The organism is Variovorax jilinensis (assembly GCF_030316885.1).
Classification (GTDB): domain Bacteria; phylum Pseudomonadota; class Gammaproteobacteria; order Burkholderiales; family Burkholderiaceae_C; genus Variovorax; species Variovorax jilinensis.
This window is the reverse complement of the sequence record NZ_JASZYQ010000012.1, coordinates 21,394-45,744: the sequence shown is the minus strand read 5'-3', so window position 1 is coordinate 45,744 and position 24,351 is coordinate 21,394. Positions and strand designations below refer to the sequence as shown.

Below are 24,351 nucleotides of genomic sequence, written 5' to 3'. Positions count from 1 at the left end.
GCAAGGCAGCAGGGGCTGCGATGGATCGAATTAGATCATGAGCATAATCTGATTGTCAACAATCCTAATGTCGAGTAAAGTCGCGCAATCGACCGGTTGGGTCCGGTCCATTTCGAGGAACCAAGCAATGACGACACAGACGATTCGGTCCGAGATCACAGGCACCGTATGGAAGATCGTGGCCACGGAGGGGGCGGCCCTGCAGGCCGACGACACCCTCATGGTTCTCGAATCCATGAAGATGGAAATCCCCGTCGTGGCACCTGGCGACGGCGTGCTGCTCAAACTCCTAGTCGCCGAGGGCGCCGCGGTGCGCGAGGGACAGGACATCGCGGTGTTCGAAGAGCAATGAGCCTCCTGCGAACGCCCGGTGCGGCGGCCGCGACGGCCGGCCTGCGAGGAGGTCGGCCCCTGATGTCGCTGCCCGAGCAGATCGCCGAACGCATCTTCGCGGCCATTGCGCGCGGCGAATATGCGCCGGGCGAGCGCATCCGCGAAGAGATGCTGGCCGAGCAGTTCGCGGTCAGCCGCGGGCCGGTGCGCGAGGCGCTGCGCATCCTGGAGCGCGATTCGGTCGTGTGCATCCTGCCCAACCGGGGTTCGCACGTGACGCAGCTGTCGATCCAGGAAGTCAGCGACATCTTCGAGATCCGCCGCGACCTGCTCGGCGCCATGGTGCGCCGCATGGTGGCTGTCGATCCGCTGCTTATCGCGCGCATCGAGGCCGAGCTCGGCGAACTCGAGGCGCGCGCGAACCAGCCCGCTGCCGCCGAGGCGCATCTCGAAGCCACGGTGCGGATCGGCCGCCTGCTGGGCGAAACCTGCGGCAACGAGCGGCTGGCGCAGATCCTCGGATCGCTCGCGCGGCAGACGCGACGCTATTCCAGGCTCGGCCTGGCCACTGCGGCACGGCGTCGCGAATCGGCGCTCACCTGGCGTGCCATGGTCCGCTGCCTCGAGGCCGGCGACGCGAATGGCGCCGCCTCGGCCATCGAAGGCCTGATCGACGCGTCGCGGCGCGAGGCCGTGCGCCAGCTGCAAGCGGTGGCCGCGCCGCCGGTGTCGCAGCCGCCACCCCACAAGGACATCCTCCAATGACTTCCGAAAGAATCGCGGGCCAGGCGCTGTCCTGGGCCGCCGGTCAGTATCGAGACCGACCCGCCGTCGTGTTCCGCGACCGCAGCTACAGCTACACCGAGATCGAGCGGCGCAGCAACCAGTTCGCCAACGCGCTGATCGGCCTCGGCCTGCGTCCCGGCGAGCGCGTCGCCGTGCTGCTCAACAACTCCGTGCAGAGCATCGAGAGCCAGTTCGGCGCCGAGAAGGCGGCCCAGGGCTACGTCGCGCTCAACGCGCGCCATACCATGCGCGAGCAGGCGGCCATCCTCAACGACGCCGGAGCCTCGGTGCTGGTCGCCGGGCCCGAGTTCCAGGAGATTGCGCAGCAGGTGCGCGGGCTCGTGCCTTCGCTGCGTCATGTGGTGGGCGTGGGTTGGCGCGATGCACAAGTGCTCGACTTCGATGCGCTGCTCGCGCGCGCCGCCGATGGCGCGCCCGGTCTCAGGGTGCCGGACGACCTGCTGCTGCGCATCGCCTACACCTCGGGCACGACCGGTCAGCCCAAGGGCGTCGCCTACAGCATCCGGCGCTTTGAGGCGCGGCTCGCGAACCAGTTCGCGGCGATGGAATACGGGCTCGGCGTCGACGACGCGATGCTGCATGTGGGCCCGCTCACGCATGCGGCCGGGGTGCACCTGCTGCCCTGCTACCTGCGCGGCGCGCGCAACATCGTGGCCGACCGCTTTGATGCCGAGGAGGTGGTCGACCGCATCGCGCGCGATCGCATCAGCCAGCTGATGGTGGTGCCCACGATGCTCGGGCGCCTGCTCGCGACGCTGGCGGCCAGGCCCGACGCCGACCTGTCGGCGCTTCGGCGTGTCCACTATGGCACCGCGCCAACGCCCACGCCCATGATTCACGAGGCGCTCGAGCGCCTAGGCCCGATCCTGCGCCAGCAGTACGGCATGACCGAGGCCGTCCAGCCGTTGTGCGTGCTCTATCCGCACGAGCACCTGGAGGACGGCCGGCCGTCGGCACGCATCGCGTCCTGCGGCCGGCCGACGACGGACGTGCAGATCACGGTGCGCGACGCCGAGGGCCGGCCACTGGCCGCAGGCGAGATCGGTGAGATCGCGATCCGCCACCGCGGCATCGGAGAGGTGGCGTTCTGGCGCCGCCCCGACCTCGAGCGCGAATCGATCCGCGACGGCTGGTACTACAGCGGCGACCTCGGACGCCTCGACGACGAGGGCTTCCTCTACATCGTCGGACGCAACAAGGACATGATGATCAGCGGCGGCTTCAACGTCTATGCGCGCGAGGTCGAGGATGCGGTACAGGCCTATCCGGGCGTGGCCGAGGTCGCGGTGCTCGGCCTGCCCGATGCGCAGTGGGGCGAGGTGGTGGCGGCCTTCGTGGTGCGCCGCCCGGGCCATGCGATCGAGGCGGGTGCGCTCTCGGCGCATTGCGGCGAGCTGATCGCCGGCTACAAGAAGCCGCGGGTCATCGAGTTCGTCGATGCGCTGCCGCGCAATCACGCCGGCAAGGTGACCAAGAACGACCTGCGCGATGCCTACCTGGCGCGCCAACCCCAAGGAGCGACGACACCATGACGACGACGATCGAGACCAGCGGCCCCGCGCGCGGCGAATGGGCCGACGACCTGGAGGAACTGGCGCAGCGCCGCGCGATCGCGCACGCGCACGGCGGTGAGGAACAGGTAGCGCGCCACCACGCAGCCGGCAAGCTCACTGCACGCGAGCGCATCGACCATCTGCTCGATGCCGGGAGCTTCAAAGAGATCGGCGCACTGGCCGGTGGCGTCAAGTACGGCGCGGACCGCAGGCGCGAGAGCTTCACGCCCAGCAATGCGGTGGTCGGAATCGGCCGCATCGAGGGCCGACGCGCGGTGGTCGCCGCGGATGATTTCACAATCCGCGCGGGCTCCTCGGAGGGCTCAGTGTCCGAGAAATGGATCTTTGCCGACCGCTACGCCTGGGAATACAAGCTGCCGATCGTGCGCCTGATCGACAGCGCGGGTGGCAGCGTCAAGCTGCTCGACAAGCTCGGCCACACCAAGATCCCGGGCTACCCGCTGCTGCCGATGACGCAGTTGCTCGGCGCGGTACCCGTGGTTGGCATCGCGCTGGGTGCCTGTGCGGGCCTGGGAGCGCTGCGCGTGGCGTCGTCGCATCTGGCGATCATGATCCGCGGCAAGAGCCAGATCTTCGCGGGCGGGCCACCGGTCGTGAAGCAGGCGCTCGGCATGGAGATCGACAAGGAGGCGCTTGGCGGCTATGACGCGATGCACCGCTTCAGCGGTACGGTGCACCTGGCCGTCGACAGCGAGGAAGAGGCGCTGCAGGCCACCCGCCGATTCCTCTCCTACCTGCCCGCCAACGTGTGGGAGCAACCGCCGCGCATCGCCTGCGAGGACCCGGTCGATCGACGCGATCCGTGGCTGGACCGCGCGATCCCGGCCGACAAGCGCAAGATCTTTCAGCCACGGAGGATTCTTTCCGCCATCTTCGATCAGGGCTCGGTGTTCGAGATGTCGCCGGACTTCGGCGGCTCGGTGATCACCTGCCTGGCCCGGCTGGACGGCCATGCCGTCGGCGTGATGACCAACAACCCGATGGTGATGGGCGGCGCGCTCACGCGGGCGGCGGCACTCAAGATGGCGCGCTTCGTCGACCTGTGCGACACCTTCCACCTGCCGATCGTCAACCTCGCGGATCAGCCCGGCGTGATGACCGGCCCGGATGCCGAGCGCGAAGGCACGCTGGCCGCCGCGATGCAGGCGCTGAATGCGATCGAGCAGTCGGGCGTGCCGTGGCTCGCGATCGTGCTGCGGCGCTGCGTGGGGCTCGCCGGCGCGATGCTGAGCCCGTGGCACGGCCCTTCTGGGACCGCGCTGCCGAACCGCTACGCTTGGCCGTCCGCACGCTGGGGCTCGATCCCGGTCGAGGGTGGCGTGGCTGCGGCCTACAAGAAGGACATCGCGGCCGCCGAGGATCCGGTCGCCCATCGGCTGGAGCTCGAGGCGCACTACCACGCGATCTCGTCGCCGATGCGCACGGCCGAGCGCTTCGGAGTGCTGGACATCGTCGAGCCTTCAGCGACCCGGCCGCTGCTGTGCGCCTGGGTCGAGGACGCCGTCCGGGTGACCGCCCGGCGACTGGGCCCGGTGGGGCGCACGATGCGTTGAGCGGCCGGAGGTACCGGAATGAAGCCACGTTCCGGCCGAGGAGGCAGATGAGGAAATGGCGGTTGCGCGCTTGAGAGAGACCGGTTCGCCGAAGCCACAGTTTTCTCTGAATGTAGTATTGTCAACAATCCTAACATACACTATTCTTTGGGTACGCGATTTACTCCAACGGTTGCCGGCGGGCAGATCCGACCAGAAGGAACATTCCATGACACCCCTTTTCCACCGCCGCGCCCTTGCGGCCCTGCTGGCCGCAGCGCTCGGCACGCTCGCACTGCCCTCGGCACTGGCCCAGGCGCCCACCGACAAGCCGATCCGTGTGATCGTGGCGGGCCCGCCCGGTGGCTCACTCGACGTGGTCGGGCGCCTGCTGGTCGAAGGTCTGCAGAAGGAACTCAACCAGACGGCGATCGTCGAGCCGAAGGCCGGTGCCGGCGGCGCCCTCGCGGTCAACGACATGCTGCAGGCGCCGCACGACGGCAACACGATGGTCCTCGCACTCGATGCGCTCGTCACCGAGATTCCGCACATCGTCAAGCTGCGCATCGACATGACGAAGGAAGTGCGGCCACTGGCCGAAGTGGCACGCGGTGGCCTGGTGCTGGTCGGCAATCCGGCGGTGCCGGCTCGGACCTTGCCGGAACTCGTGAGCTACGTGAAGGCCAATCCGGGCAAGGTGAGCTACGCCTCCTACAGCGCCGGCACCGTATCGCACGTGATGGGCCTGCAACTCAACAAGGCAGCCGGCATCGACATGACGCACGTGGGCTACAAGGGCACGCCACCCGCGCTGGTCGACGTCATGGGCGGCCACATCCCGCTGATGTTCGCGGGTATCCCGAATGCGGTGCCGCTGATCAAGAGCGGCAAGATCAAGCCCTACGCCGTGAGTCTGCCGCAGCGCTCGCCCAATCTGCCCGACGTGCCGACCTTTGCCGAACTGGGTTATCCCCAGCTGGAGGCGCTGGTCTGGCTTGGCCTGTTCATTCCGACCGACGTTCCGGCGGCCGCCCAGGCCCGCATGCGCGATGCCGTGATGAAGGTCATGGCGCGTCCGGCCACGCAGGCTCAGTTGCGCGAATTCGGCCTCGATTCCGGACAACCGCGCTCCTCCGACGAACTCACCAAGGTGCTGCGCGCCAACCACGACCGCATCGGTGCGATCCTCAAATCGATCGACTTCAAACCTGAGTGACCGGCGCTGGGCGAGCAACGCGGAAGCACGTTGATCCCGCACTGCCCGGAGAGCACAGCGATGCAGCGGCGCTGCCGCGCTGCGGCCTCGGCATGACGGGACCATGAAGTACTGGAACAGGAAGGCGAACCATGTCCCCATCACACGTCGAACTCGCTGTCGAGCAGCGGCTTACGCGCAAACTGCTCGACGTCTTCATCAGGGCCGGCATGGTGTTTGCGTTGACCGCGCTTTGCTACCGGATCTTTTCTCCCTTCCTCGCGCTGATGGCCTGGGCACTGATTCTGGCCGTCACGCTGTATCCGGCCTGCACCCGGCTCGCACGCGCGTTGGGAGGGCGTCAGGGGAGGGCGGCGACGCTGATCGTTTTGGCCGGCCTGCTCCTCATCGTTGCGCCAACCGCGGCGCTGCTGTCCTCGATGGGCGACTCGGTGCATGAACTGGTCGACCGGCTGCGCGAGCACAGTCTGCAGATTCCGGCGCCGCCGGCCAGCGTCGTCGAGTGGCCGCTGATCGGCAACAAGGTCCACAGCCTGTGGTCGGTGGCCCATACCGACCTCCCCGCGGTGATGCAGCGTTTCCAGCCGCAGCTCGGCAGCCTCGCCATCCACGCGCTCGAGATGGTGGCTAGCATCGCCGGCACCATCTTGCTGTTTGTCTTCTCCTTCATCATCGCGGGGGTCATCATGGCCTTCGGCGGCTCGGGGGCTGCCAGCGCGAGCGCCATCTTCGCCCGGGTCGCTGACAACCGGCGCGGGGAGGAATTCGCACGATTGTCGACCGCCACCATTCGCGCCGTTGCGCTCGGTGTGCTCGGTGTGGCCTTTATCCAGGCGATCGTGGTCGGCCTGTTGCTGCTCTCCGCCGGCGTGCCATTTGCAGGCGTGCTCGCGATGGTGGTGCTGGTTCTGGGCGTAGCGCAAGTACCCGCGCTGCTGGTGACGCTCCCCGCGATCGCCTTTCTTTGGATGGGTTCCGAACACGGGACGGTGTCTGCCGCGATCTTCACGGTGCTGCTCTTCCTCGCGGGCATGCTCGACAACGTCCTGAAGCCGCTGCTGCTTGGCCGCGGGGTCGACGCGCCGATGCCCGTAGTGCTGCTCGGTGCGCTGGGCGGTCTGGCGAGCAGCGGCATACTGGGCATGTTCGTCGGAGCCACGTTGCTGGCATTGGGCTACCAGATCTTCATGCGATGGGTTGCCAGCGACCCCGACGCGCCACCCGCCGCGGTTGCTTCGGCGTCGACCGTGGCTTGAGACAGTGGTCCGTTCCTGGAGACCCGGAACTCTCGCGCTGGCGCTCGCGGGTGTTCTGTTCCTGGGCGGCTGCACCACCGTGGGCCCCGACTTCCAGCGGCCCGAGGTTGCGTGGTTGTCGGGCTGGAAGGGTGGGTCGCTCGAAACACTGCCTGAGGGAAAGTCGCCCGGCGTGGCGAACGCCCAGCTTCAGTCCAGCTGGTGGCGCGCCTTCGACGATCGGGCGCTGGACCGGCTGATCGCCGAGGCGCAGCGCGCGAACCCCAGTGTGCAAGTGGCTGGCATGCGCATCATGGAAGCCCGTGCGCAGCTCGGCATCGTGGGCAGCGCTCTCTATCCGCAGATGCAGCAGGCGACCGGCGACCTGCTGAACGTGGGCCAGCGCCGTGCCGGTGGTCCGGACATCAGCACAACCGTCCTCGAACTCGGCGGCCGCATCAGCTGGGAAGTCGACTTCTGGGGCAAGTTCCGCCGCAGCATCGAAGCTGCGGACGCGGGCTACTTTGCCAGCATCGCCCAATATGACGACATACAGGTGCTGATGGCTGCCCAGGTGGCGGGCTTCTACGCCTCGATCCGCACGGTCGAGGTGCGGCTGCAAATCGCCCGCGAGAACGCGGCGCTGCAGAAGCGCAGCCTCGACATCACGGAGCTGCTCTACAAGAGCGGCAACGATTCCGAGCTCGACGTGCAGCAGGCCCGGGCCCAGTACATCAGCACCCTCGCTACCATCCCGCAGCTTGAGATTGTGCTGCGCCAGACGCAGAACGCGCTCGCGATGCTGCTGGCACGCCCGCCGGGTCCGCTGCCCGAGCTGGCCGCGGGCCGGCAGGGAATTCCGAAGACCGAGCTGCAGCTCATCGTTGATCTGCCGGCCGACCTGTTGCGGCGCCGGCCCGACGTGCGCGCGGCCGAGATCCAGCTGGCCGCGCAGTCGGCCCTGATCGGCGTGAGCGTCGCCGACCTCTATCCCTCGATCTCGTTGATCGGCTCGCTCGGACTTTCGGCCACCTCGATGAGCGGCTCGCCCAACGTGTCGAACTGGGCGATGGGTCCGAGCCTGGTGTGGAACGTGTTCGACCACGGCCGGCTCAGCAACACGGTGCTGCTGCAGGACGCGCGGTTCCAGCAGCTCTACGCGCAATACCAGGCCACGGTGCTCGGCGCGGCGCGGGAGGTCGACGATGGTGCGGTCGCCTTCGCGCGCACCCGCGAGCAGATCGCGTTGCTGGCGGAAGCGGTGAAGGCGGCGCGGCGCTCGCTCGAGATCGCGACGCTCCAATACCGCGAAGGCCTGACCGACTTCCAGCGCGTGCTCGACTCGCAGCGCGCCCTGTTCGGCCTGCAGGAACAACTGGTGAGCGCGCGCGGCAGCCTGACGCACAGCCTGATCGCGATCTACAAGGCGATGGGCGGCGGCTGGGAAGAGGCGCGCAGCCGCCCCGTGGTCGACGACGCGACCCGCGAGATCATGGGCCGGCGCAGCGACTGGAAGAGCCTGCTGGCCCAGCCATTGCCCGCGCCCGGCACGGACGGCTTCGCCATCGAACCCGAGAGTCCACGACCATGAGTGCAGACCCTGTGAAATCCACGCCATCGCCATCGCCATCGCCTTCTCCCGCGGTCACGATCGATCCGCCCTTGACGCCGCAGCCACCCGCCAGCGGCAAGGGCAGCCGCATCGGCGGGCTCGTGGTGCTGCTGCTGATCGTGCTGAGCCTGCTCTGGTATTTCGTCTCGGATCGCCTCACGCCCACCAGCGCCCAGGCCCGCGTACAGGCGTTCGTCGTGCCCGTGGCTGCGGAGGTATCGGGCAAGGTGTTGAAGGTCCACGTGCGAAACAACGATGAGGTGCAGGCCGGCACGGCGCTGTTCGAGATCGACCCGACCCCCTACCGGATCGCGTTGCAGCGCAGCCGCTCCGACTATGAATCAGTGCGGCTCTCCGTCAGTGCCTCGACGGCCTCCGTGGATGCAGCGCGGGCCGGCGTGCGGGCGGCGTTGGCCAACCATGTCTATGCTCGCCAGGACGCGGCCCGGCTCGAGCAGATCTACGCCGAGGATCCGGGCGCGATCTCGCTGCGCCGGGTCGAGAGCGCCCGGGCCAATCTTGTGAAAGCCCAGAGCCAGGTGAAGTCGGCCGAGGCCGACCTGCGCCGCGCGCAGGAGACCGCGGGTGAGGTCGGCGATGGCAACGCCCAGTTGGTCAGCGCGCGTTTGGCGATCGAGAAGGCCGAGCTCGACCTCCAGCGCACGCGTGTGCTGGCGCCTTCGCGCGGAGCGGTCACCGACCTGCACACCGATGTTGGCTATTTCGTGCACGCCGGTGCGCCTGTGATAACGCTGATCGCCAGCCATGACCTCTGGATCAATGCCGACATGACCGAGAACAACCTCGGCAACATCAAGCCCGGCGACCCGGTCGCGATCGCGCTCGACGTGATGCCGGGCCAGGTGCTGAAGGGGCGGGTGCGCAGCGTGGGCAGCGGCGTTGGTTCAGGTCAGCAGACGCCGCCGGGTTCGCTGCCCAAGGTCGACAACAGCCGCGACTGGCTGCGGCAGGCGCAGCGCTTCCCGGTGGCGATCGAATTCGGTACCGGCCAGGAGGAGGCGATGCGTGCAGTGCGCATCGGCGGCCAGGCCGAGGTGATGGTCTATACCGGCGACCACAGCGCAATGAACTGGCTCGGCGCGCGCTATCTGGGGCTCATGAGCTACCTCTCGTACCTCTACTGAGCATCGCCATGGTCCGTGCGGACGCCTCTGCCCTCACCACTGTGGCCAACACTGCGAACAACACTGCGGACAAGGCGGTGCTCCGGTTAGCCATCGGCCTGGGCCTGTCCGTGCTCATCGCCTATGGCATGGGCTTGCCGGCACCGTTCGTGACCTGCGTGCTCGCGGTGCTGCTGCTGTGCAAGCCAGGGCCATCGATCCCGCTCGTCAAGGGCCTCGTGCTGGCGTTGTTGATCGCACTTCTGATGCTTGCCGGCGTGCTCCTGGTACCGATCCTCGAGCACTACGCGGTGGCGGGGCTGCTGATCATCGCCGTCCTGCTCTTCGTCGTCTTCCGCGCCGGTGCGCGTAGCGCCAATCCGTTCACGATCATCTTCGTCATTACCTTCACCTTCGTCCCGGTGGCGGGGGTGGCCGACCAGGCGCTGGTTTCGGTGCTCAGCATCGCGATGGCGCTCGGGCTCGGCGTCGGTGTCTTCGTGAGCGGGATGTCACATGCGCTGTTTCCTGATCCACCGCGGCCGGTTGCTCTGCAGCCGGCGCCGGCCGGACTCGACCTCCAGGCCGCCAGCTGGGCGGCGTTGCGCGCGACGCTGGTGGTGATGCCGGTGCTCGTGCTGGCGCTGGGCAATCCGTCCTTCTACTTGGCGGCGATCATCAAGACGGTGACGCTGGGCCAGCAGGCAAGTTCGGCGAACGCGCGCTCGGCCGGCCGCGAGTTGGTCGGCTCTACGCTGGCAGGCGCACTGCTGGCAGCCGCGGTCTGGGGTGGCCTCACGCTGCGTCCCAACCTCTGGATGCTGATGCTGTGGATCGTGGCGGCGGCACTCTGGACCGGCGTGCGGCTGTATCGGCTGCGGCCGACGGCGTTCGCGCCAACCTTCTGGACCAACGCGCTGGTCACGATGCTGATCCTGCTCGGCCCGGCCATCGAGGACAGCGCCAACGGCAAGGACGTCTATCGTGCCTCGGCGATCCGCGTGGCGCTGTTCGTAGGCGTTGCCCTCTACGCCTGGGCCACGGTACGCGTGCTCGATCGTTGGCGGATGGCAAATAGCAACCGGGCCGGCTAGAAGGGCAGAAATCAACGCCCAAGCTACGCAAAATCTGATGGATACATTAGAATTGTTGACAATACGCTTCAACTTCCCAGACTGCCTCTTATGAGTACACGAACGATCGGCGACCGCGAAATCGCAAAGACGCCCATCCGCCAGCTTCAGACGCTTCCCGAGCAGATCGCGGAGCGCATCTTCGCCGCGATCGCCAATGGCGAATACGCGCCCGGCGAGCGCATTCGCGAGGAGACGTTGGCCGAGCAGTTTGAAGTCAGCCGCGGGCCGGTGCGCGAGGCCCTGCGCATCCTGGAAAAGGATGGCGTCGTGCGCATCCTGGCCAACCGCGGCGCTCACGTGACGCAACTCTCTGCGAAAGAGGTGGCCGACATCTTCGAGATCCGCCGCAGCCTGTCGGGCAGTCTCGTTGCGCGCCTGTCCGTACCGGAAGCGGCGCGCATTGCGGGATTGATCGAGGCGGACGTTCGCGCACTGGACGCACTTGCGCATGCGGCCGACGGCAGTGCGGCCTATTTCGACACCACCTTCCGCCTGAGCCGGGTCTTGCGCGACGCCTGCGACAACGAACGCATGGCCGAGATCCTGACCTCGCTGGCGCGCCAAACTCTGCGCTATACACAGCTCGGCCTGGCAACGCCCGCACGACGCAAGGAGTCAGCGCGCAACTGGCGCGCGCTGCACAAGGCGCTCAAGGCCGGGGAGGTTGGGCTGGCGACCCAGGCGGCCGAAAAGCTCATCGAGGATTCCAAGCGCGAAGCCATCAAGCAACTGGGTTCCCTGCCAAAGAACTCGTAAACCCCGGTGGCGTTCGCTGCCAGAAGGACATTTCCATGGCCAAACGCCTCATCTTTCAGACGACGCTCGCAGGCGCGCTGATTCTGCTCGCTGGCTGTGCAGTTCGCCCGGTCAATCCACCGATCGCTCAAGCCGATCCGAACAAGGGCTACCGCTTCGAGACGCGCCAAGCCGAGGTGAAGGACAAGGATGCGCTTGTCATCCTCGCCTTCTCGGGCGGTGGGACGCGCGCGGCCGCGTTTTCGTACGGCGTCCTCGAATACTTGCGAAGGACCGAGATCGTGACGCCGAAGGGCAGGGGCCGGCTGCTTGACCAGGTCGACGTCATCACGGGCGTGTCGGGCGGCAGCTTCACGGCGCTGGCCTACGGTCTCTACGGCGACAAGCTCTTCGACGACTACGAGCAGCGCTTCCTGAAGCGCGACGTGCAGGGCGCGATCGTCTCGCGCTCGCTCAATCCCGGCAACTGGGCCCGGCTTTCCTCCCGGGCGTGGGGCCGTTCCGAACTCGCTTCCGAGCTGTATGACGAAGTGCTCTTCCATGGCGCCACGTTCGGCGACCTGAACCGCGGGAAGGGGCCACTGATCCTGGCCTCGGCCACCGACATCTCGAGCGGTTCCCGGGTGGTGTTCCAGCAGGGCATGTTCGACGTGCTGTGCTCCGACCTCGAAGCCATCCCGCTCTCGCGCGCCGCCGCTGCATCTTCGGCGGTGCCCGTGGTGCTATCGCCGGTCACGCTCAATAACTACGGCGGTAACTGCAACCAGGCGCAGCCGCCGTGGGTCAAGCGCTTCATCGACACCGACAATCCGCCGCGACCGGCCGCGCGCGCGATCCGTTCGCTCAAGTCGCTTGGCGACTTCGGCGACAGCAAGGCGCGGCCCTACATCCACCTCGTCGACGGTGGCGTGTCGGACAACGTCGGCATGCGCGGCGTGCTTGATGCGCTCGAGGTGCTCGAGGCCATGCAGGAAGCGGGCGTTCCGACACAACTCGACAGCGCCAAGCGGATCGTCGTCTTCATCGTCAACTCGCTATCGGTTCCGCCGACGAAGTGGGACGAGTCCGAATCGCCGCCCGGCAGCGTGGAGATCCTGCTTAAGTCGAGTGGCGTGCCGATCGACCGCAATTCTTTCGAAGCGGTGGAGCTGCTGCGCGACATGGCGGCACGCTGGAAGACGATGCGTCAGATCCGGCAATCCGCGGCCGTCGGCAACGACCCGGCGCTCGCCGCGATCACGCGGGGTCCCAATGCCGAGATCTATGCCGTGGACGTCTCATTTTCGGCGCTGAAGGACAAGTCGGAACTCGACTATCTGAACCAGCAGCCGACGAGCTTCGTGCTGCCTGACCAGGCGGTCGACCGGCTGCGTGCGGCGGCCGGTACGATCATCTCGGAGTCGCCAGAGTTCAAGCGTCTTCTCAAGGATGTGGGCGGTACGGTGAGCGGTGCACCTCCTGCCAATATCCAATTGGTCAAGTCGCAACCTTGACAGAGCAACGACGTGACGGAGGTTAAGGTCAGTCCAGGACCTTCACGTAACCTTCCGCTCTGCAAACGACGTTGTCGCCGGACGGAACGTCCACCTGCAGCTGATCTCCTTACCAGACCGCCTCATGACCCGTAACAACTCGAGCACTTCGTTCGTGCCATTGCGGACAACACGGACCCATACGAGTCAACAGTCATTGGATCCTTGATGCGATTCTGCGAGCAGACGTCGCGTTCACGGCGTCGATGGAAGCCGACATCTATCCGAAGGAACTGCCGAAACGAACGGACAAGATCGACGGGGCTATCGGCGTCCATCTCTTTCTGTCGAAAAGTGGCACTATCCGATGACTCGATTTGCCCGTATGTACAGCGACTGCGGCAGCGACAGATTGAGCGTCATAGCCGTTCTGCGGTTGATCACAAACTGAAAGTCAGTTGGACGTTCGATAGGCAGCTCTCCTGGTGGGGTGCCCTTAAGAATCCTGTCGATATAGTCAGCCGCTCGACGGCCCAAGGCTTCGAGGTCAACGCCGTAGCTCATCAGAAAGCCCGCTTCGGCTACCTGAGTCAGCACGCTGATCGAGGGCAAGCTGTACTTGATCGCGAGTTCGGCGAACACGACGCGATGCTCAAGAAGAAAGTTGCCGCCACTACCGACGAGTCCCTGCGCACCAGCGCGTACTGCGCGTTCCAGTTCCGATTTCATGCCTTCCAGGTCACCGGCTTCCAGAACGAGCAACTCCAGCTGAATATCACGCGCGATGCCCTCCATCTCGGCGCGATCCGTGCCTTTGCCGGGTAGCAGAACGGCAACTTTCTCGATGCCGGGTACCGCCAGTCGAAGGAGTTCGAATTGTTTTCGGACTACTTCGGGAAAGGTGACCGTCAAGCCCGTGACGTTGCCACCTGGCCGAGCGAACGATCTTGCCCATCCATCTCGAACTGGATCGCCGCCGGCAATCGCAACGATGGGAATCCGGAGTGTCGCCTCGCGTGCCGCATCCAAAGGCAATGGGCCTCCCGCAAAGATGACGTCGACCTTCGATCGAACAAGGTCGCTTGCATGGTCCGCCAACTGACGAGGCGTAGCGCCATGGCGAATCACGAGCTCGATGTTCTGGCCTTCTATATAGCCCAGCTCCAACAACCGGCGCCGTCCCCTGGCGATGGGATATGGCTCGGAGCCCACTGGCGGAGCGCCGAAAAGCAGCACCCCAACGCGCGGCATGGCGACCGCAGCGCTCTGCGCGAGCAACGCTCCGGCGCCTGTGGCCCCAAAAGCCGCGATCGCCGAGACAGCAAGACGACGGTGCATGCCGACAATTTGACGGCGCCGTTGACGCACGGTCAAGTGCATGACTGGAGGACGGCTTCAATTGCGACGTCAGCCAATCCCGCGGCGCAGGCGCACATCCGTCCGAGATCGACGCGCCTAGGTAGGTGGGTGCGCTTGGCAGCGGGAATGCTGCTCTGGACTCGTCTCAACTATGTTCATTTCATTCGCGGCGCGCACCCGCAAAAGGCTGCTGGGAAAACGCGGCTGAGCGAGGAGGGTAGTAGGAGTTAGGATGCAGCCCCCGGGGGGATTTGAGGCTTCGCATGATCTGCATGCCCGGGAAAAGCCCGCTCGGCATAAGAAGAAAAAGGCGCCGCGGGGTGGCATGGGACTGCGACAAACTGTCGCGGCCTTGGCGGGGTCGGGATCGCCGGGCTTCGCACGTTTGGGACCTTTTGCAGGAGCCTCGTCATGCCCTTCCTCGCCCCCTCGTTCGCTCGGCTGCCGCCCCTGGCTTACTTGCTCGACGACCAGGTCGAACCCCGAAGAAAAATTGCTCGGCACCTGGGGGTGAGCTTTAGGACGCTGCAGCGCTACTAGGCCAGCGGTAACGCACCCCGGGCGGTCTACCTTGCCCTTTGGTTCGAGAGCCGCTGGGGCATGGCCGCCCTCCATACGCATGCCTACAACGAAGCCCAGCACGCCCGCGCCTGGGTCGCGGCCCTGGAGCGCGAGTGCGAGCGGCTGCGTGGCGTCATCCGCGTCTACGAGAAGGCGCAGGGGCAGCCGGCGGCGAACGGAGCGGTTTTCCACTTGGTCTGAATTACAAACGTGGACGAAGACGACGTGCGGTCCTGGATGGGGGAGCGGTCTCGGCGAGGCTCTCACCGTCGTCGGGCAAGGCAACACCGTCTGCCGAATTCGGCTCCGCAGCGCTAACGGTCCTGCAAATGATGGGCGCGAAGGACTGCAAGTGGGCGCTGCGCTGCCTTTCAAAGCGCGTCAGTGTTGCTCCGCGCCTCGGAGATCGAATCCGCCAATTGCTCAGGCATAGTGGTCCCTCTCGCGAACTTACTCGACCATCGATTTGGGAATCATTGACCTCCATGAGGTTAGACAAGCTGTCGGTCTCTCCCAGCAGCGTCTGTTGGCAGCATCATCAGTATTGATGATGTAGCGGGTTCATTACAGCTATAGATTTCCTCTCCACGGCAGAACACCGTGATCGGCAGATGTTCACCTTACTTTGGCGAGGGATGATGACAAATACTCTCATCCGGCTAGCGCGAATCGTCGCTTTGGCGCCAACCTTGGCTGCTATGCCAGCGGCGCCACAAGTTCCGCCCCACTATCCCGGAACAATCTGCTTCACTTCGTACGTCTGGTGCTACCTGCCGGGAGCGGTTCCCGTGGGAACTCGCTGCTTCTGCAATACCCCTCAGGGCCCGATGTTTGGCTCAGCTGGATAGCGGTGTATGAGCGCTGATTTCAGCAGCATTGACGAGTTGGACGCCGAACTCGGCCGCCTCATCGCAGATGCACAGCTTGTGCAAAGGCATCTGGCAGACAGCGGAAGGCTACTTGACACTGCGCTTGGGGACGCGATCGAACTCGCAGTCAGGAATCGTGGAACCAGCGAGGCTTTAAAGGCCTACTCAATCTTGAGTGTTCAGTACAGCAAAGCGTTGAACTTATCGGAGAAAGTTTCTATAGACGAGCTTAGAAACGTTCACTCCAAGCTCTACTCCAGTCGCTGGGGAGGCGTCCGCCAGATCACGACAGCCCTCTTTGCGATTATCCTCATAGGCTTCGCCGTGATTGGCTTCGTTGTTGTTCAAAACCTTAACGACAACATTGCGCAACTGACCCGGATCAATACGCAAAATCCACTGCAGAAACTGACAGAACTTCGACGAATAATCAGCGAAGGAGCGCTCCGCGATCCAAAGTCAGCGTACTACGGCCAGTACTTGAAAGCGCATCACGAAGTTGCGCTCATGTTCGACAGTGCAAACCGAATCTTGGCTCGCACAGCGGCATCAAGCCAGCGTCGATCTCAGCCTCCACTCGGGGAGTACGGCGTGACTGCTAGCGTCGATGAAGTCGGCATTGTCAATCAGATTATTAATGTTGTGTGGTTTGAACTGTTCGGGCCGGCACAGCCCCCCCAAAACGCCGTCATATCTCAGACGCCCCTCCAAATTGGGAGCAAGCACGCTTCAATGCCTGTATCGGCGCCCTCCGTTGGCGGCACGCTCGAGGGAGTCTACGAGAATGTCGCCCTAATCAACGAAAAGAACTGCAAACCGTACAACGACGCACCCGTTCGAGCGCTGTACGGCAAAGGAAATCAGCAGTTCCTGCTGGCGGCACTCGACAAATTCGACGACTTCTGTCTAGCACAGACCCTAGATATTAGAGTTGGCTCGTACCGCCCTGCCTCGGCGATTCACGCAGTGCATGTGCTTCAGGACCAACTGTTTATCATCGGAGTACTGTTTCTGCCGATGATTGGTGGATTGCTGGGCGCGACTATCTCTATCATCTATGCAATCATCAACAATACGCGTTCCGCACAGCTCTCTCCAGGCTACATGGCGGTCCGCATTGCCGTGGGAGGCGCTTTCGGCGTCATCATCGGCTGGTTCTCAGCCACGGGACCCGGAAGTTCTTCTGACTTTGTTCAGCACGTCTCCGGAACGCCCTTCACACTCGCAATCTTGGCTGGCTTCAGCGTGCAATTGCTGTCGGCCGTACTCATGACCTTCTCGGCGACCCTCGAGAGGCAGAACGCAACCGACAAGATCCGTAAGCCCGCTGCATCTAGAGCGGCGGGAGCCAAGAGCGTCTGAGCGCACCAAGGCTAGAGCTGCCTCATCGAACTGCTGATCGGCCGCATGTATCAGCAGCTTTGATTCGGACTGCCATGCCTGGAAAACGGCAGTCAGGCTCCAGCGGACTACGTGGTCGAAATCCCACGCTTGCTTCCGCAACCCACCATGAAGCGGTCCTTAGGACTGAGGGCGCCGTAGGACAGCAGCCAGTCTGAAGCACGCGCTCGGTCCTAGCCGTCGAACTGGACCTTCCGGCCAACAGGCTTGGCCTCGGTTCAGGCCGGAGTCGCACCCCACCTACCGAGATGTGACTTTCGTTCGATCGAACTCAAACACCGATGTCTTTCCGTTCGCCGTGACCTCGAATCGGATCGTGTCGTTGGACTGCGCATACGGATCGCAGCACCCCTTCAGGATCAGTTCGCCCGATACCATGTGGAGAGGATCCACAGTATTTGCCTGCAGTATCGAATTGGCCGCCTGCTCCTGATTCTGCGCATTGAACTCGAGTTGCTGGATCCCCAAGCCGGTCGCGCCACCCACGGCAGCGCCGGCGACAATACCCGCCAGAGGGTCATAGACCCGAACGGTGTTCGCTCCGTAGAACGTCGTCACCCCGCCACGGCCCGCCACATAGCCGTTGTAGTTCGATTGGTACGTTCGATGGGATGCGCCATAGGCAGCCGCTCCGGCAGCTAGTCCACCAGCAATGGCGAGTGCGATCTGCTTGCTCTGCTTTTCGCTTTTGATTTCTGCGACGCGTTCCGTGTAGGTATAGATCGGCACAGGCTGGCCGCGGAAGTACGCTTTGACATTGTCGGTCGTAAAGTTGACGGGCTCGCGAGCGTTGTTCGCATAGCCGATGGTAAAGGTCGGCATCGCTGGGCCCTGCATCTTGAATGTCGGGTACATGAAGATCTCCTGCACCTCGTTCTTCTCGATCAGGCTCCCCACGCCCTGCGTGTACTTGATGGTCTGGACAGGAGTGTTCGCCTTCCCCGAGTATGTGACCATGGTGCTGCAGCCGCTCATCGCCAATGCAGCTGCGATGACGGCGACGCTACCGCGCCTCAATTCCAGACTCTTTGTATTCCCAGGCACGATCCAACGTCTCCATTGCTTTTCATGAACTTGAATTGTTGACGGAGCTCCCGTTGAGCGCGAGGAACAAAGTCGCATGGCCCTTGAAAACTGACTTTGCGTTCAGGTCCGCGAGCAGCTCTGGCGGTATGGCAGCGGGTGTCTTCGCTTGGGCCGGCGGCATCCTCTGCAGGGTCAATGACGCCTTGGCGATGTGCTTGTCGGCAGGAATTTGGCGGCGCCCAATCTTGGAGGCCTGCGCCTCCCGCATGGCGTCTTCATCGCGAAGGTAGGGTTCCACGATGCCGTCGATTTAGAACGCCGGGCCGTCCCTAGAGGTCCACTTGATCTAGCCGGCGCGGTTGTGCGAGTACCTCGAGGTTCCCTCCGTGCCCAGCGCGAAGGCGGCGTGGGGCTGCCCCGGTGGATCCTGGAGTCGGACAGCGAACAATACCCGGCGAAAATCTCCACTCCCCCAGCCTCTCGCCCAGCCCTCCCGATCCTCCAGGCTCCTATGCCATCCCCCGAACTCAAGGGATTCATCCTCACACGCCGCTGGCGCGACGCCCCGACCGGTACCGAAATCGAGTACTGGCTGGCAACGGACGCCGGTCCCATGAAGGTGCTTTTGACGTCCCAGATCTCGGTGGCCTTCGTCGAAACCGTCCACAGGCCCGCCGTTGACGCGCAGATAGCAAGCATGCCCGGTCTGCGGGTTGACGCGCTCGAACTCAAGACGTTCCAGCAGTCAGCGGTCTTCGGTGTCTATGCGAAGCATTTCCGCCAACTGGGCCAGTTGGCGCGCGCGCTCCAGCCCCAAGGGATTCGCGTGCTCGAAGCCGACGTGCGCCCCCACGACCGCTACCTCATGGAGCGGTTCCTCACCGCTGGCGTCCTGGTGGAAGGGGGGAAGAGGGACGGCTCCCACATCGTCGATTGCAAGCTGAAGCCTGCGCCCGACTACCGCCCGACGCTGACGGTGGTGTCCCTGGACATCGAAACCAGCCAGCACGAGGAGCTCTACTCCATCGCGCTGGACGGCACAGGTGAGCGTGTTGTCTTCATGCTGGGCGAACCACCGCGTGAGCCGGGGGAGTCCCTGGGCTTCGAGCTCATCTACTGCCCGACCCGCAGACACATGATCGAGCGGCTGAACGACTGGTTCGAGGGGAACGACCCCGACCTCCTCATCGGCTGGAACGTCATCCAGTTCGATCTCCGGGTGCTTCAGAAGACGGCCGACGACTGCGGGCTGCAACTCCTTCTGGGGCGGGAGCGCCGACCGATCGAGTGGCGCACGCACCCGGGCAAGCAGGGCTACCTGTTTGCACCGACGCCCGGCCGCGTGATCATCGACGGCATCGATGCGCTCAAGGCCGCGGTCTGGAGTTTTGCGTCCTTCAGCCTCGAGACCGTTTCCCAGACGCTGCTCGGCGAAGGCAAGGCGATCGGCGACGACTACGACAAGATGGCGGAGATCGAGCGCCGCTACCAGGAGGACAGGCCCGCCCTGGCCACCTACAACATCCGCGACTGTGAGCTGGTGCTGCGCATCTTCGAGAAGGCGCAGCTGCTGCCATTCGTGCTGGAGCGGGCCCAGACCACAGGCCTGCAGGCGGACCACTTCGGCGGCTCCATCGCTGCGTTCAGCCATCACTACCTGCCGCGGATGCATCGGCTCGGATACGTCGCGCCGAACGTCGGCGAGATTGCCAGCAAGGCCTTTCCCGGCGGTTACGTGATGGACTCGAAGCCGGGGTTCTACGACTCCGTCGTGGTGCTCGACTACAAGAGCCTTTACCCTTCGATCATTCGAACCTTCCTCGTGGACCCGGTGGGCTTCGTCGAGGGTGCCAAGGCCCAGGACCCCACCCAGGTCGTCCAGGGCCCTGGAGGCACCGTCTTCTCGCGCGAAACGCATTGCCTGCCCGAAATCGTCACCACCCTCTGGCGCGCCCGGGACGAAGCCAAGCGAGTCAGGAATGAGCCCTTGTCGCAAGCCCTGAAGTTGCTCATGAACTCGTTCGCCGGGGTGCTCGGCGCGGCCGACTGCCGTTTCTTCAATCCCGAGGTCGTGTCCGCCGTGACCTTGCGCGGCCACGAGATGATGAAGCTCACACGGGCATTCGTAGAGAAGCGGGGGTTCGAGGCCATCTACGGGGACACCGACTCCATTTTCATCTGGCTCAAGCGCGCCCACGGCAACGAGGAAGCGCATGCCATCGCCGCCAATCTGGTGAAAGACATCAATGCCTGGTGGACGCGAACCCTTCGCGAGGAACAGGGCCTGGACAACCACCTCGAGATCGAGTTCGACACGCACTACAAGAAGTTCTTCATGCCCACCATTCGAGGTTCGGAGGTGGGCAGCAAGAAACGCTACGCCGGCCTGAGCATGGATGCCAAGGGGAACGAGGAGATGATCTACCGCGGGCTCGAGATGGCCCGCAGCGATTGGACCCCTTTGGCGCGACAGTTCCAGGAGGGGCTGCTTTCACGCGTCTTCCACGACGAGCCGTACCAGGCGTTCGTAACCGACTTCGCGCAGGCGACGCTCGCGGGCACGATGGACGACCTGCTCATCTACCGCAAACGCCTTCGCCATCGGCTCGATGCCTATCAAGTCAACGTGCCGCCGCAAGTTCGCGCCGCCCGCATTGCGGACGAACACAACGATCGCGTTCAGAGGCCCAGGCAGTACCAGAACGGGGGCTGGATCCGGTACGTCATGACCGTGAACGGGCCGGAGCCCATGGAAGCGCGCCAGTCCCCGATCGACTACGAACACTATCTGAGCAAGCAACTCCAGCCGATCGCCGATGCGATCCTCCAGCCCCTGGGGGAGAGTTTCAGCGCGCTGACGACTTCGCAGCAAGCGCTCTTCTAGTTGTCCTGGAGAGGGTCGATCCCATGCCTGATCCTCAAACCCCGCCTGGATCGAGCTCAGGTCTTCGCTCGCCTGGATCGAGCTCAGGTCTTCGCAGGACCGTAGCCGAGTTTGCTGTTCGCCACGTGAATCACGTCGCTGGTCAGGAGGTGATCGATGAGCAGCTGCACCTTATGGGGCACCGGTGAGGGCCCAAATTTCGTCTGGATATGCCGCTCGAGCGCCGACATGCTCTTCGGCCGGTGCGTCTCGAGCTCCTTCAGGAGATCCCGGTACATCGCGATCGGGAGCTTCTCCTTCGTCTTCTTCCTTGCGGGGAGCTGTTCCGAGAGCGGCGCACTCTTCTTGGCGACTGCGGTCTCACCAGCCTTCGCGGGCTTCGCACTCGGCACCGATGCCTTCCTGGGCGCATCGGCAGGCTTGCTTGCCTTGGCCGCCACGACTTTCGGCGTCTTCGATGGGGCGCTGGATGAAGACGCTAGGGCGGGCAGGGCGCTCATGCGCCGGACCGAAAAGGCAAGCGTCCGTGCATGCACGAGCGGTGGACCGTAGCCGGTGTCCTTCGCGAGAACGACGAACTTGCAGTTGGGATGCTTCGCCGCCAAATACCCGAGATAGAACACCAGGTGAAAGTCCAGCGAGTTCGCACCGGTGCGTGAAATCGGAATGAGCGTCGATCGGGGGCTTTCGCGCTCGAAGCCGGCCTTGCGCTTGAGCTGGTGCGGGCCGTAGAAAATCCACGCCTGTCCCGCGTCGCCAAGCCATCCTTCCGCCTCTTTCGGAGATGGCTGCACGTTCTCCAGATCCACCAGCAAATGGACGCCGGCCGTCATGCTCAGGCGGTGCCGCGGCAACGGGGGTAGTCCGCGCAGCCCCAGAAGTCATGGCCCGCGTTCGCACCTTTTTTTGCGGTACGTCGGACCATTGTCTGCGTGCACCTCGGACAGCTTGGCGCTGCCTTCGTCGTGCTGGACGCCTGATCTGTGGCCCCCGTCGCAGCGCCAGCAGGCTCGGCGTGTTTTGCGCTGGAAGCGCCCCTGGCCTGTTTGAGCAGCCTATGAAGCTGCGGACCATCGATCAACTGGACGTTGCGCCCGCTGGCGAATTCTTCGGCCTCCGAGGTGAATCGACCGGAGGTAACGACAAACCCACCCGCCACGCCCCTCGCGGCCATGACGCCGTACAGCTCCCGCACCACGGGCACGCCGACCTTGAACGCGCGCCATTGCTTGCACTGCACCAGGTACAGCTCGCCGCTCCTGCGCAGGACCAGATCGACGCCGTCGTCCGGGCCACCCTTGAAGTTTTCTGCGACGCTGTAGCCCTGCGAGCGGAATCCCTCTCCCACGAGGATCTCAAATTCGCGCCAGCTCATCCCGTCCAGGACGTCGGGGGCTGTGGAACGCGTCGCGCTGTCGATCAACGACCTACGCATGTGGCGCCGCCAGGCCGAAATTGCTGCGCCGGCCACGCATACGAGCGGAACAACGAATTGGCCAGCCGACGCCAGACCGCGCCAGACCGCTCCCACCATCGCACCGCTGACTTCACCAGGCTTGAGCGCCAACAAAGGCGCTTCTGCTATTCGATGAAGGACAAGGTAGCCAAGGACGGCGAGCACGACGCCCATGTACCAGGGAAGCAAAGCGACCAAGTCGATCAGGTCTTCAACAGGACTGCATTTCTTGCGGCGGGCCATTTGCGATCCGTTAGTTCGCGCGATTCTGCCCGCAGAGCTTGTTGCGATGCCGCCCAACGACAGAGCAATCGAGCAATACCGCACGGAAGGCGCAAGTTGCCGGCCACGCCTAGACCCCCGCGCGCGAGATGCCGAGAGTCTCAGCGATGCTGGTCTTGGGTACGCCTTGCGCCTCCATCTAGACAATCTGCGGTTCGCGATGGGTAACGGTGCTCTTTGACCTGTTCGCAGAGTTGATATCGGGCGGCGCAAAGATTCGATGTATTGGCGCGATGAAACGCTCCATGGCGCCGCGCCAGTACGGTGATGTTGGCGATCAGCATGCGCATAAAACCAAGTCGTTGCCAAAATTGAACATCAAGTCCCGTTGCGTTGAAAACGAAGCTGATGGTCTATGCCGCATCGTCGCGTCAAAGCTCGGCGACTTGGCTGTCATTCAACACTCGTACGGCGAAGACGGCAAGCAGTCGCTTTGCCGCTTAGCAACAAGGTCCCCAAGGCGGTACGATCGCCGGATTCGCTACACCAGGGCCATGTCATGAGTCAACACCAAACACCCGGGCGGGGGCGCTTTGGCGCAGGGCCAGCTTCACTCGCATTGGCGTCGGCTCTCGCTCTCACGGCCTGTGTTGCGCCACCTCGGGTATCAGAGGCACCGCGCCCGGTGCAACCTCAGCCCAGCGCCGCTGGCGCTCCGGTCGATCGAGCGTTTGGTCTGCCCTCGACCGGACCAATCATTGCTGGGTTCGACGGACAGAGGAACAAGGGTGTTGATTTCGCTGGCAAACGGGGGGACCCCGTTGTAGCTGCAGGCGATGGGCGAGTCGTATACGCGGGGGCTGGGCTGCGCGGCTACGGCAATCTGGTCATCGTGAAGCACGACGATGTGTACCTCACAGCTTACGCGCATAACGACGCGCTCTTGGTCCGGGAAGGGGAGGCGGTTGCGCAGGGGCAGACCATCGGGCGGATGGGCAGCACCGACGCGGATCGGGTGAAACTTCACTTTGAAGTGCGTCGCAAAGGCGTGAGCGTAGACCCGAATCCCTACCTTTACCAGGCGCCCACAGCGTTCCAGCCGGCGGCACCCGCTGCGAAGGCGCCGGCAGCTAAGCCACCGGCGACTTCAGAAGGGCCTACAACCGGCTCGGGTTTCGCCGTCACCGACAAGTATTTGGTCACCAACGCGCACGTGGTGAATGGCTGCAAGTCAATCAACGTGGACGACCGGGGAGTTGCCAAGGTGCGGGCCATCGACAAGACGAATGACCTTGCACTACTCGAGACGGTTTCGCAGCCAGGCGTTGCTCGCCTGCGAGACGGCCGTTTGCGGCAGGGGGAACCAGTCACCGTTTTGGGATTCCCATTCGCGGGCATCCTTGGTGACGGACCGCAAGTGACCGCGGGGAACGTCACGGCGCTTTCTGGAATGGGAAGTGATACTCGGTTTATCCAGATCTCGGCGGCCGTTCAACCGGGCAACAGCGGAGGACCGGTGCTCGATCAGAGCGGAAACGTGATCGGCGTCGTTGTGAGCAAGCTTGGCCTGAAGTTTGCGGCAGTTACGGGGGATCTTCCCCAGAACCTCAATTTCGCGATTTCACTGGACGCGCTTCGTGGTTTTCTGAATGCAAATGGTGTCAAGTACGGCTCGGCCCCAATGGGGCGGGCGCTTTCGACGGCGGATGTGGCGGACGTTGCGAAGCCTTTCACGAACCTGGTGAGATGCTCCAATTGAGCTGCACCACTAGGCAG

The 24,351-nt window shown here is 64.2% G+C and carries 22 protein-coding genes and 1 pseudogene; 18 read left to right on the top strand and 5 right to left on the bottom strand.

Annotated elements, in window-relative coordinates:
- Nucleotides 1–127 precede the first annotated feature (127 nt).
- The 11 genes from QTH87_RS25350 (at nt 128) to QTH87_RS25300 (ending at nt 12,818) form a co-directional block, all read left to right on the top strand.
- Nucleotides 128–352 carry a biotin/lipoyl-binding carrier protein gene (locus tag QTH87_RS25350; protein WP_286613110.1) on the top strand — a complete coding sequence of 75 codons (225 nt, stop codon included), beginning with the start codon at nt 128–130 and terminating at the stop codon, nt 350–352.
- Nucleotides 349–1,098 (top strand): GntR family transcriptional regulator, encoded by a 750-nt coding sequence (locus tag QTH87_RS25345; protein ID WP_286613108.1) that lies wholly within the window; start codon nt 349–351, stop codon nt 1,096–1,098. The genes QTH87_RS25350 and QTH87_RS25345 overlap by 4 nt, the downstream gene beginning before the upstream one ends.
- A complete protein-coding gene (locus tag QTH87_RS25340; RefSeq protein ID WP_286613106.1) occupies nt 1,095–2,672 on the top strand; it encodes a class I adenylate-forming enzyme family protein in 1,578 nt (525 codons plus the stop codon). The genes QTH87_RS25345 and QTH87_RS25340 overlap by 4 nt, the downstream gene beginning before the upstream one ends.
- Entirely contained in the window at nt 2,669–4,267 is a 1,599-nt protein-coding gene (locus tag QTH87_RS25335) for an acyl-CoA carboxylase subunit beta (RefSeq protein WP_286613104.1), read from the top strand. The genes QTH87_RS25340 and QTH87_RS25335 overlap by 4 nt, the downstream gene beginning before the upstream one ends.
- Nucleotides 4,268–4,475: 208 nt before the next feature.
- Entirely contained in the window at nt 4,476–5,462 is a 987-nt protein-coding gene (locus tag QTH87_RS25330; protein ID WP_286613103.1) for a Bug family tripartite tricarboxylate transporter substrate binding protein, read from the top strand.
- A 131-nt stretch (nt 5,463–5,593) separates the two neighbouring features.
- A complete protein-coding gene (locus QTH87_RS25325) occupies nt 5,594–6,718 on the top strand; it encodes an AI-2E family transporter (protein WP_286613101.1) in 1,125 nt (374 codons plus the stop codon).
- Nucleotides 6,719–6,722: 4 nt separating this feature from the next.
- Entirely contained in the window at nt 6,723–8,288 is a 1,566-nt protein-coding gene (locus QTH87_RS25320) for an efflux transporter outer membrane subunit (protein WP_286613099.1), read from the top strand.
- Entirely contained in the window at nt 8,285–9,454 is a 1,170-nt protein-coding gene (locus QTH87_RS25315) for an HlyD family secretion protein (RefSeq protein ID WP_286613097.1), read from the top strand. Before QTH87_RS25320 ends, QTH87_RS25315 begins: the two co-directional genes overlap by 4 nt.
- An 8-nt stretch (nt 9,455–9,462) precedes the next feature.
- Nucleotides 9,463–10,527: a DUF2955 domain-containing protein gene (locus tag QTH87_RS25310; RefSeq protein ID WP_286613096.1), complete on the top strand. Its 1,065-nt coding sequence runs from the start codon at nt 9,463–9,465 to the stop codon at nt 10,525–10,527.
- Nucleotides 10,528–10,617: 90 nt separating this feature from the next.
- Nucleotides 10,618–11,325, top strand: a complete 708-nt coding sequence (locus QTH87_RS25305; protein WP_286613095.1) for a GntR family transcriptional regulator — start codon at nt 10,618–10,620, stop codon at nt 11,323–11,325.
- A gap of 35 nt (nt 11,326–11,360) precedes the next feature.
- Nucleotides 11,361–12,818, top strand: a complete 1,458-nt coding sequence (locus tag QTH87_RS25300) for a patatin-like phospholipase family protein (protein WP_286613094.1) — start codon at nt 11,361–11,363, stop codon at nt 12,816–12,818.
- A 339-nt stretch (nt 12,819–13,157) separates the two neighbouring features.
- Here the strand turns inward: QTH87_RS25300 and QTH87_RS25295 are convergent, their stop codons facing one another.
- Nucleotides 13,158–14,135, bottom strand: coding sequence for an ABC transporter substrate-binding protein (locus QTH87_RS25295; RefSeq protein WP_286613092.1), 978 nt, complete (start codon nt 14,133–14,135; stop codon nt 13,158–13,160).
- A gap of 621 nt (nt 14,136–14,756) precedes the next feature.
- Between QTH87_RS25295 and QTH87_RS25290 the strand changes: the two genes are divergently transcribed.
- Complete coding sequence (locus QTH87_RS25290) at nt 14,757–14,918, top strand: hypothetical protein (protein WP_286613090.1); 162 nt, start codon at nt 14,757–14,759, stop codon at nt 14,916–14,918.
- 653 nt (nt 14,919–15,571) lie between these two features.
- A complete protein-coding gene (locus QTH87_RS25285) occupies nt 15,572–16,948 on the top strand; it encodes a hypothetical protein (protein WP_286613089.1) in 1,377 nt (458 codons plus the stop codon).
- A 279-nt stretch (nt 16,949–17,227) separates the two neighbouring features.
- Here QTH87_RS25285 and QTH87_RS25280 read toward each other — a convergent pair whose 3' ends face one another.
- Nucleotides 17,228–17,842 (bottom strand): hypothetical protein, encoded by a 615-nt coding sequence (locus QTH87_RS25280; RefSeq protein ID WP_286613087.1) that lies wholly within the window; start codon nt 17,840–17,842, stop codon nt 17,228–17,230.
- On the opposite strand from QTH87_RS25280, the gene QTH87_RS25275 reads away from it, so the two are divergent.
- Nucleotides 17,841–18,059, top strand: a complete 219-nt coding sequence (locus tag QTH87_RS25275) for a hypothetical protein (protein WP_286613085.1) — start codon at nt 17,841–17,843, stop codon at nt 18,057–18,059. The genes QTH87_RS25280 and QTH87_RS25275 overlap by 2 nt on opposite strands.
- On the opposite strand, the gene QTH87_RS25270 is transcribed toward QTH87_RS25275, so the two are convergent.
- Nucleotides 18,054–18,311: a hypothetical protein gene (locus QTH87_RS25270; protein ID WP_286613083.1), complete on the bottom strand. Its 258-nt coding sequence runs from the start codon at nt 18,309–18,311 to the stop codon at nt 18,054–18,056. The two genes, QTH87_RS25275 and QTH87_RS25270, sit on opposite strands and share 6 nt — an antisense overlap.
- Before the next feature lie 213 nt (nt 18,312–18,524).
- On the opposite strand from QTH87_RS25270, the gene QTH87_RS25265 reads away from it, so the two are divergent.
- Nucleotides 18,525–20,897 (top strand): DNA polymerase II, encoded by a 2,373-nt coding sequence (locus tag QTH87_RS25265; protein ID WP_286613082.1) that lies wholly within the window; start codon nt 18,525–18,527, stop codon nt 20,895–20,897.
- An 83-nt stretch (nt 20,898–20,980) separates the two neighbouring features.
- Here QTH87_RS25265 and QTH87_RS25260 read toward each other — a convergent pair whose 3' ends face one another.
- Together QTH87_RS25260 and QTH87_RS25255 are read right to left on the bottom strand one after the other, a co-directional pair.
- A complete protein-coding gene (locus tag QTH87_RS25260; protein ID WP_286613081.1) occupies nt 20,981–21,730 on the bottom strand; it encodes a PIN domain-containing protein in 750 nt (249 codons plus the stop codon).
- 2 nt (nt 21,731–21,732) lie between these two features.
- A complete protein-coding gene (locus QTH87_RS25255) occupies nt 21,733–22,596 on the bottom strand; it encodes a restriction endonuclease (protein WP_286613079.1) in 864 nt (287 codons plus the stop codon).
- 272 nt (nt 22,597–22,868) lie between these two features.
- On the opposite strand from QTH87_RS25255, the gene QTH87_RS25250 reads away from it, so the two are divergent.
- The 3 genes and pseudogenes from QTH87_RS25250 (at nt 22,869) to QTH87_RS25240 (ending at nt 24,334) form a co-directional block, all read left to right on the top strand.
- The gene (locus tag QTH87_RS25250; RefSeq protein WP_286613078.1) at nt 22,869–23,138 is read left to right on the top strand and encodes a hypothetical protein; all 270 of its coding nucleotides are present in this window, start codon (nt 22,869–22,871) and stop codon (nt 23,136–23,138) included.
- Nucleotides 23,139–23,173: 35 nt separating this feature from the next.
- Nucleotides 23,174–23,650 (top strand): annotated as a pseudogene (locus tag QTH87_RS25245) (murein hydrolase activator EnvC family protein); the annotation flags it as partial.
- Nucleotides 23,624–24,334, top strand: coding sequence for a S1C family serine protease (locus QTH87_RS25240; RefSeq protein ID WP_286613165.1), 711 nt, complete (start codon nt 23,624–23,626; stop codon nt 24,332–24,334). The pseudogene QTH87_RS25245 and the gene QTH87_RS25240, both read left to right, overlap by 27 nt.
- The last annotated feature ends 17 nt before the right edge of the window (nt 24,335–24,351 follow it).

Bases quoted from the DNA above. Each gene is read 5' to 3' on its own strand.
- QTH87_RS25350 (WP_286613110.1), top strand. From the start codon at position 128: ATGACGACACAGACGATTCGGTCCGAGATCACAGGCACCGTATGGAAG.
- QTH87_RS25345 (WP_286613108.1), top strand. From the start codon at position 349: ATGAGCCTCCTGCGAACGCCCGGTGCGGCGGCCGCGACGGCCGGCCTG.
- QTH87_RS25340 (WP_286613106.1), top strand. From the start codon at position 1,095: ATGACTTCCGAAAGAATCGCGGGCCAGGCGCTGTCCTGGGCCGCCGGT.
- QTH87_RS25335 (WP_286613104.1), top strand. From the start codon at position 2,669: ATGACGACGACGATCGAGACCAGCGGCCCCGCGCGCGGCGAATGGGCC.
- QTH87_RS25330 (WP_286613103.1), top strand. From the start codon at position 4,476: ATGACACCCCTTTTCCACCGCCGCGCCCTTGCGGCCCTGCTGGCCGCA.
- QTH87_RS25325 (WP_286613101.1), top strand. From the start codon at position 5,594: ATGTCCCCATCACACGTCGAACTCGCTGTCGAGCAGCGGCTTACGCGC.
- QTH87_RS25315 (WP_286613097.1), top strand. From the start codon at position 8,285: ATGAGTGCAGACCCTGTGAAATCCACGCCATCGCCATCGCCATCGCCT.
- QTH87_RS25310 (WP_286613096.1), top strand. From the start codon at position 9,463: ATGGTCCGTGCGGACGCCTCTGCCCTCACCACTGTGGCCAACACTGCG.
- QTH87_RS25305 (WP_286613095.1), top strand. From the start codon at position 10,618: ATGAGTACACGAACGATCGGCGACCGCGAAATCGCAAAGACGCCCATC.
- QTH87_RS25300 (WP_286613094.1), top strand. From the start codon at position 11,361: ATGGCCAAACGCCTCATCTTTCAGACGACGCTCGCAGGCGCGCTGATT.
- QTH87_RS25295 (WP_286613092.1), bottom strand. From the start codon at position 14,135: ATGCACCGTCGTCTTGCTGTCTCGGCGATCGCGGCTTTTGGGGCCACA.
- QTH87_RS25290 (WP_286613090.1), top strand. From the start codon at position 14,757: ATGGCCGCCCTCCATACGCATGCCTACAACGAAGCCCAGCACGCCCGC.
- QTH87_RS25285 (WP_286613089.1), top strand. From the start codon at position 15,572: ATGAGCGCTGATTTCAGCAGCATTGACGAGTTGGACGCCGAACTCGGC.
- QTH87_RS25275 (WP_286613085.1), top strand. From the start codon at position 17,841: ATGAAGATCTCCTGCACCTCGTTCTTCTCGATCAGGCTCCCCACGCCC.
- QTH87_RS25280 (WP_286613087.1), bottom strand. From the start codon at position 17,842: ATGTACCCGACATTCAAGATGCAGGGCCCAGCGATGCCGACCTTTACC.
- QTH87_RS25265 (WP_286613082.1), top strand. From the start codon at position 18,525: ATGCCATCCCCCGAACTCAAGGGATTCATCCTCACACGCCGCTGGCGC.
- QTH87_RS25260 (WP_286613081.1), bottom strand. From the start codon at position 21,730: ATGACGGCCGGCGTCCATTTGCTGGTGGATCTGGAGAACGTGCAGCCA.
- QTH87_RS25255 (WP_286613079.1), bottom strand. From the start codon at position 22,596: ATGGCCCGCCGCAAGAAATGCAGTCCTGTTGAAGACCTGATCGACTTG.
- QTH87_RS25250 (WP_286613078.1), top strand. From the start codon at position 22,869: ATGAAACGCTCCATGGCGCCGCGCCAGTACGGTGATGTTGGCGATCAG.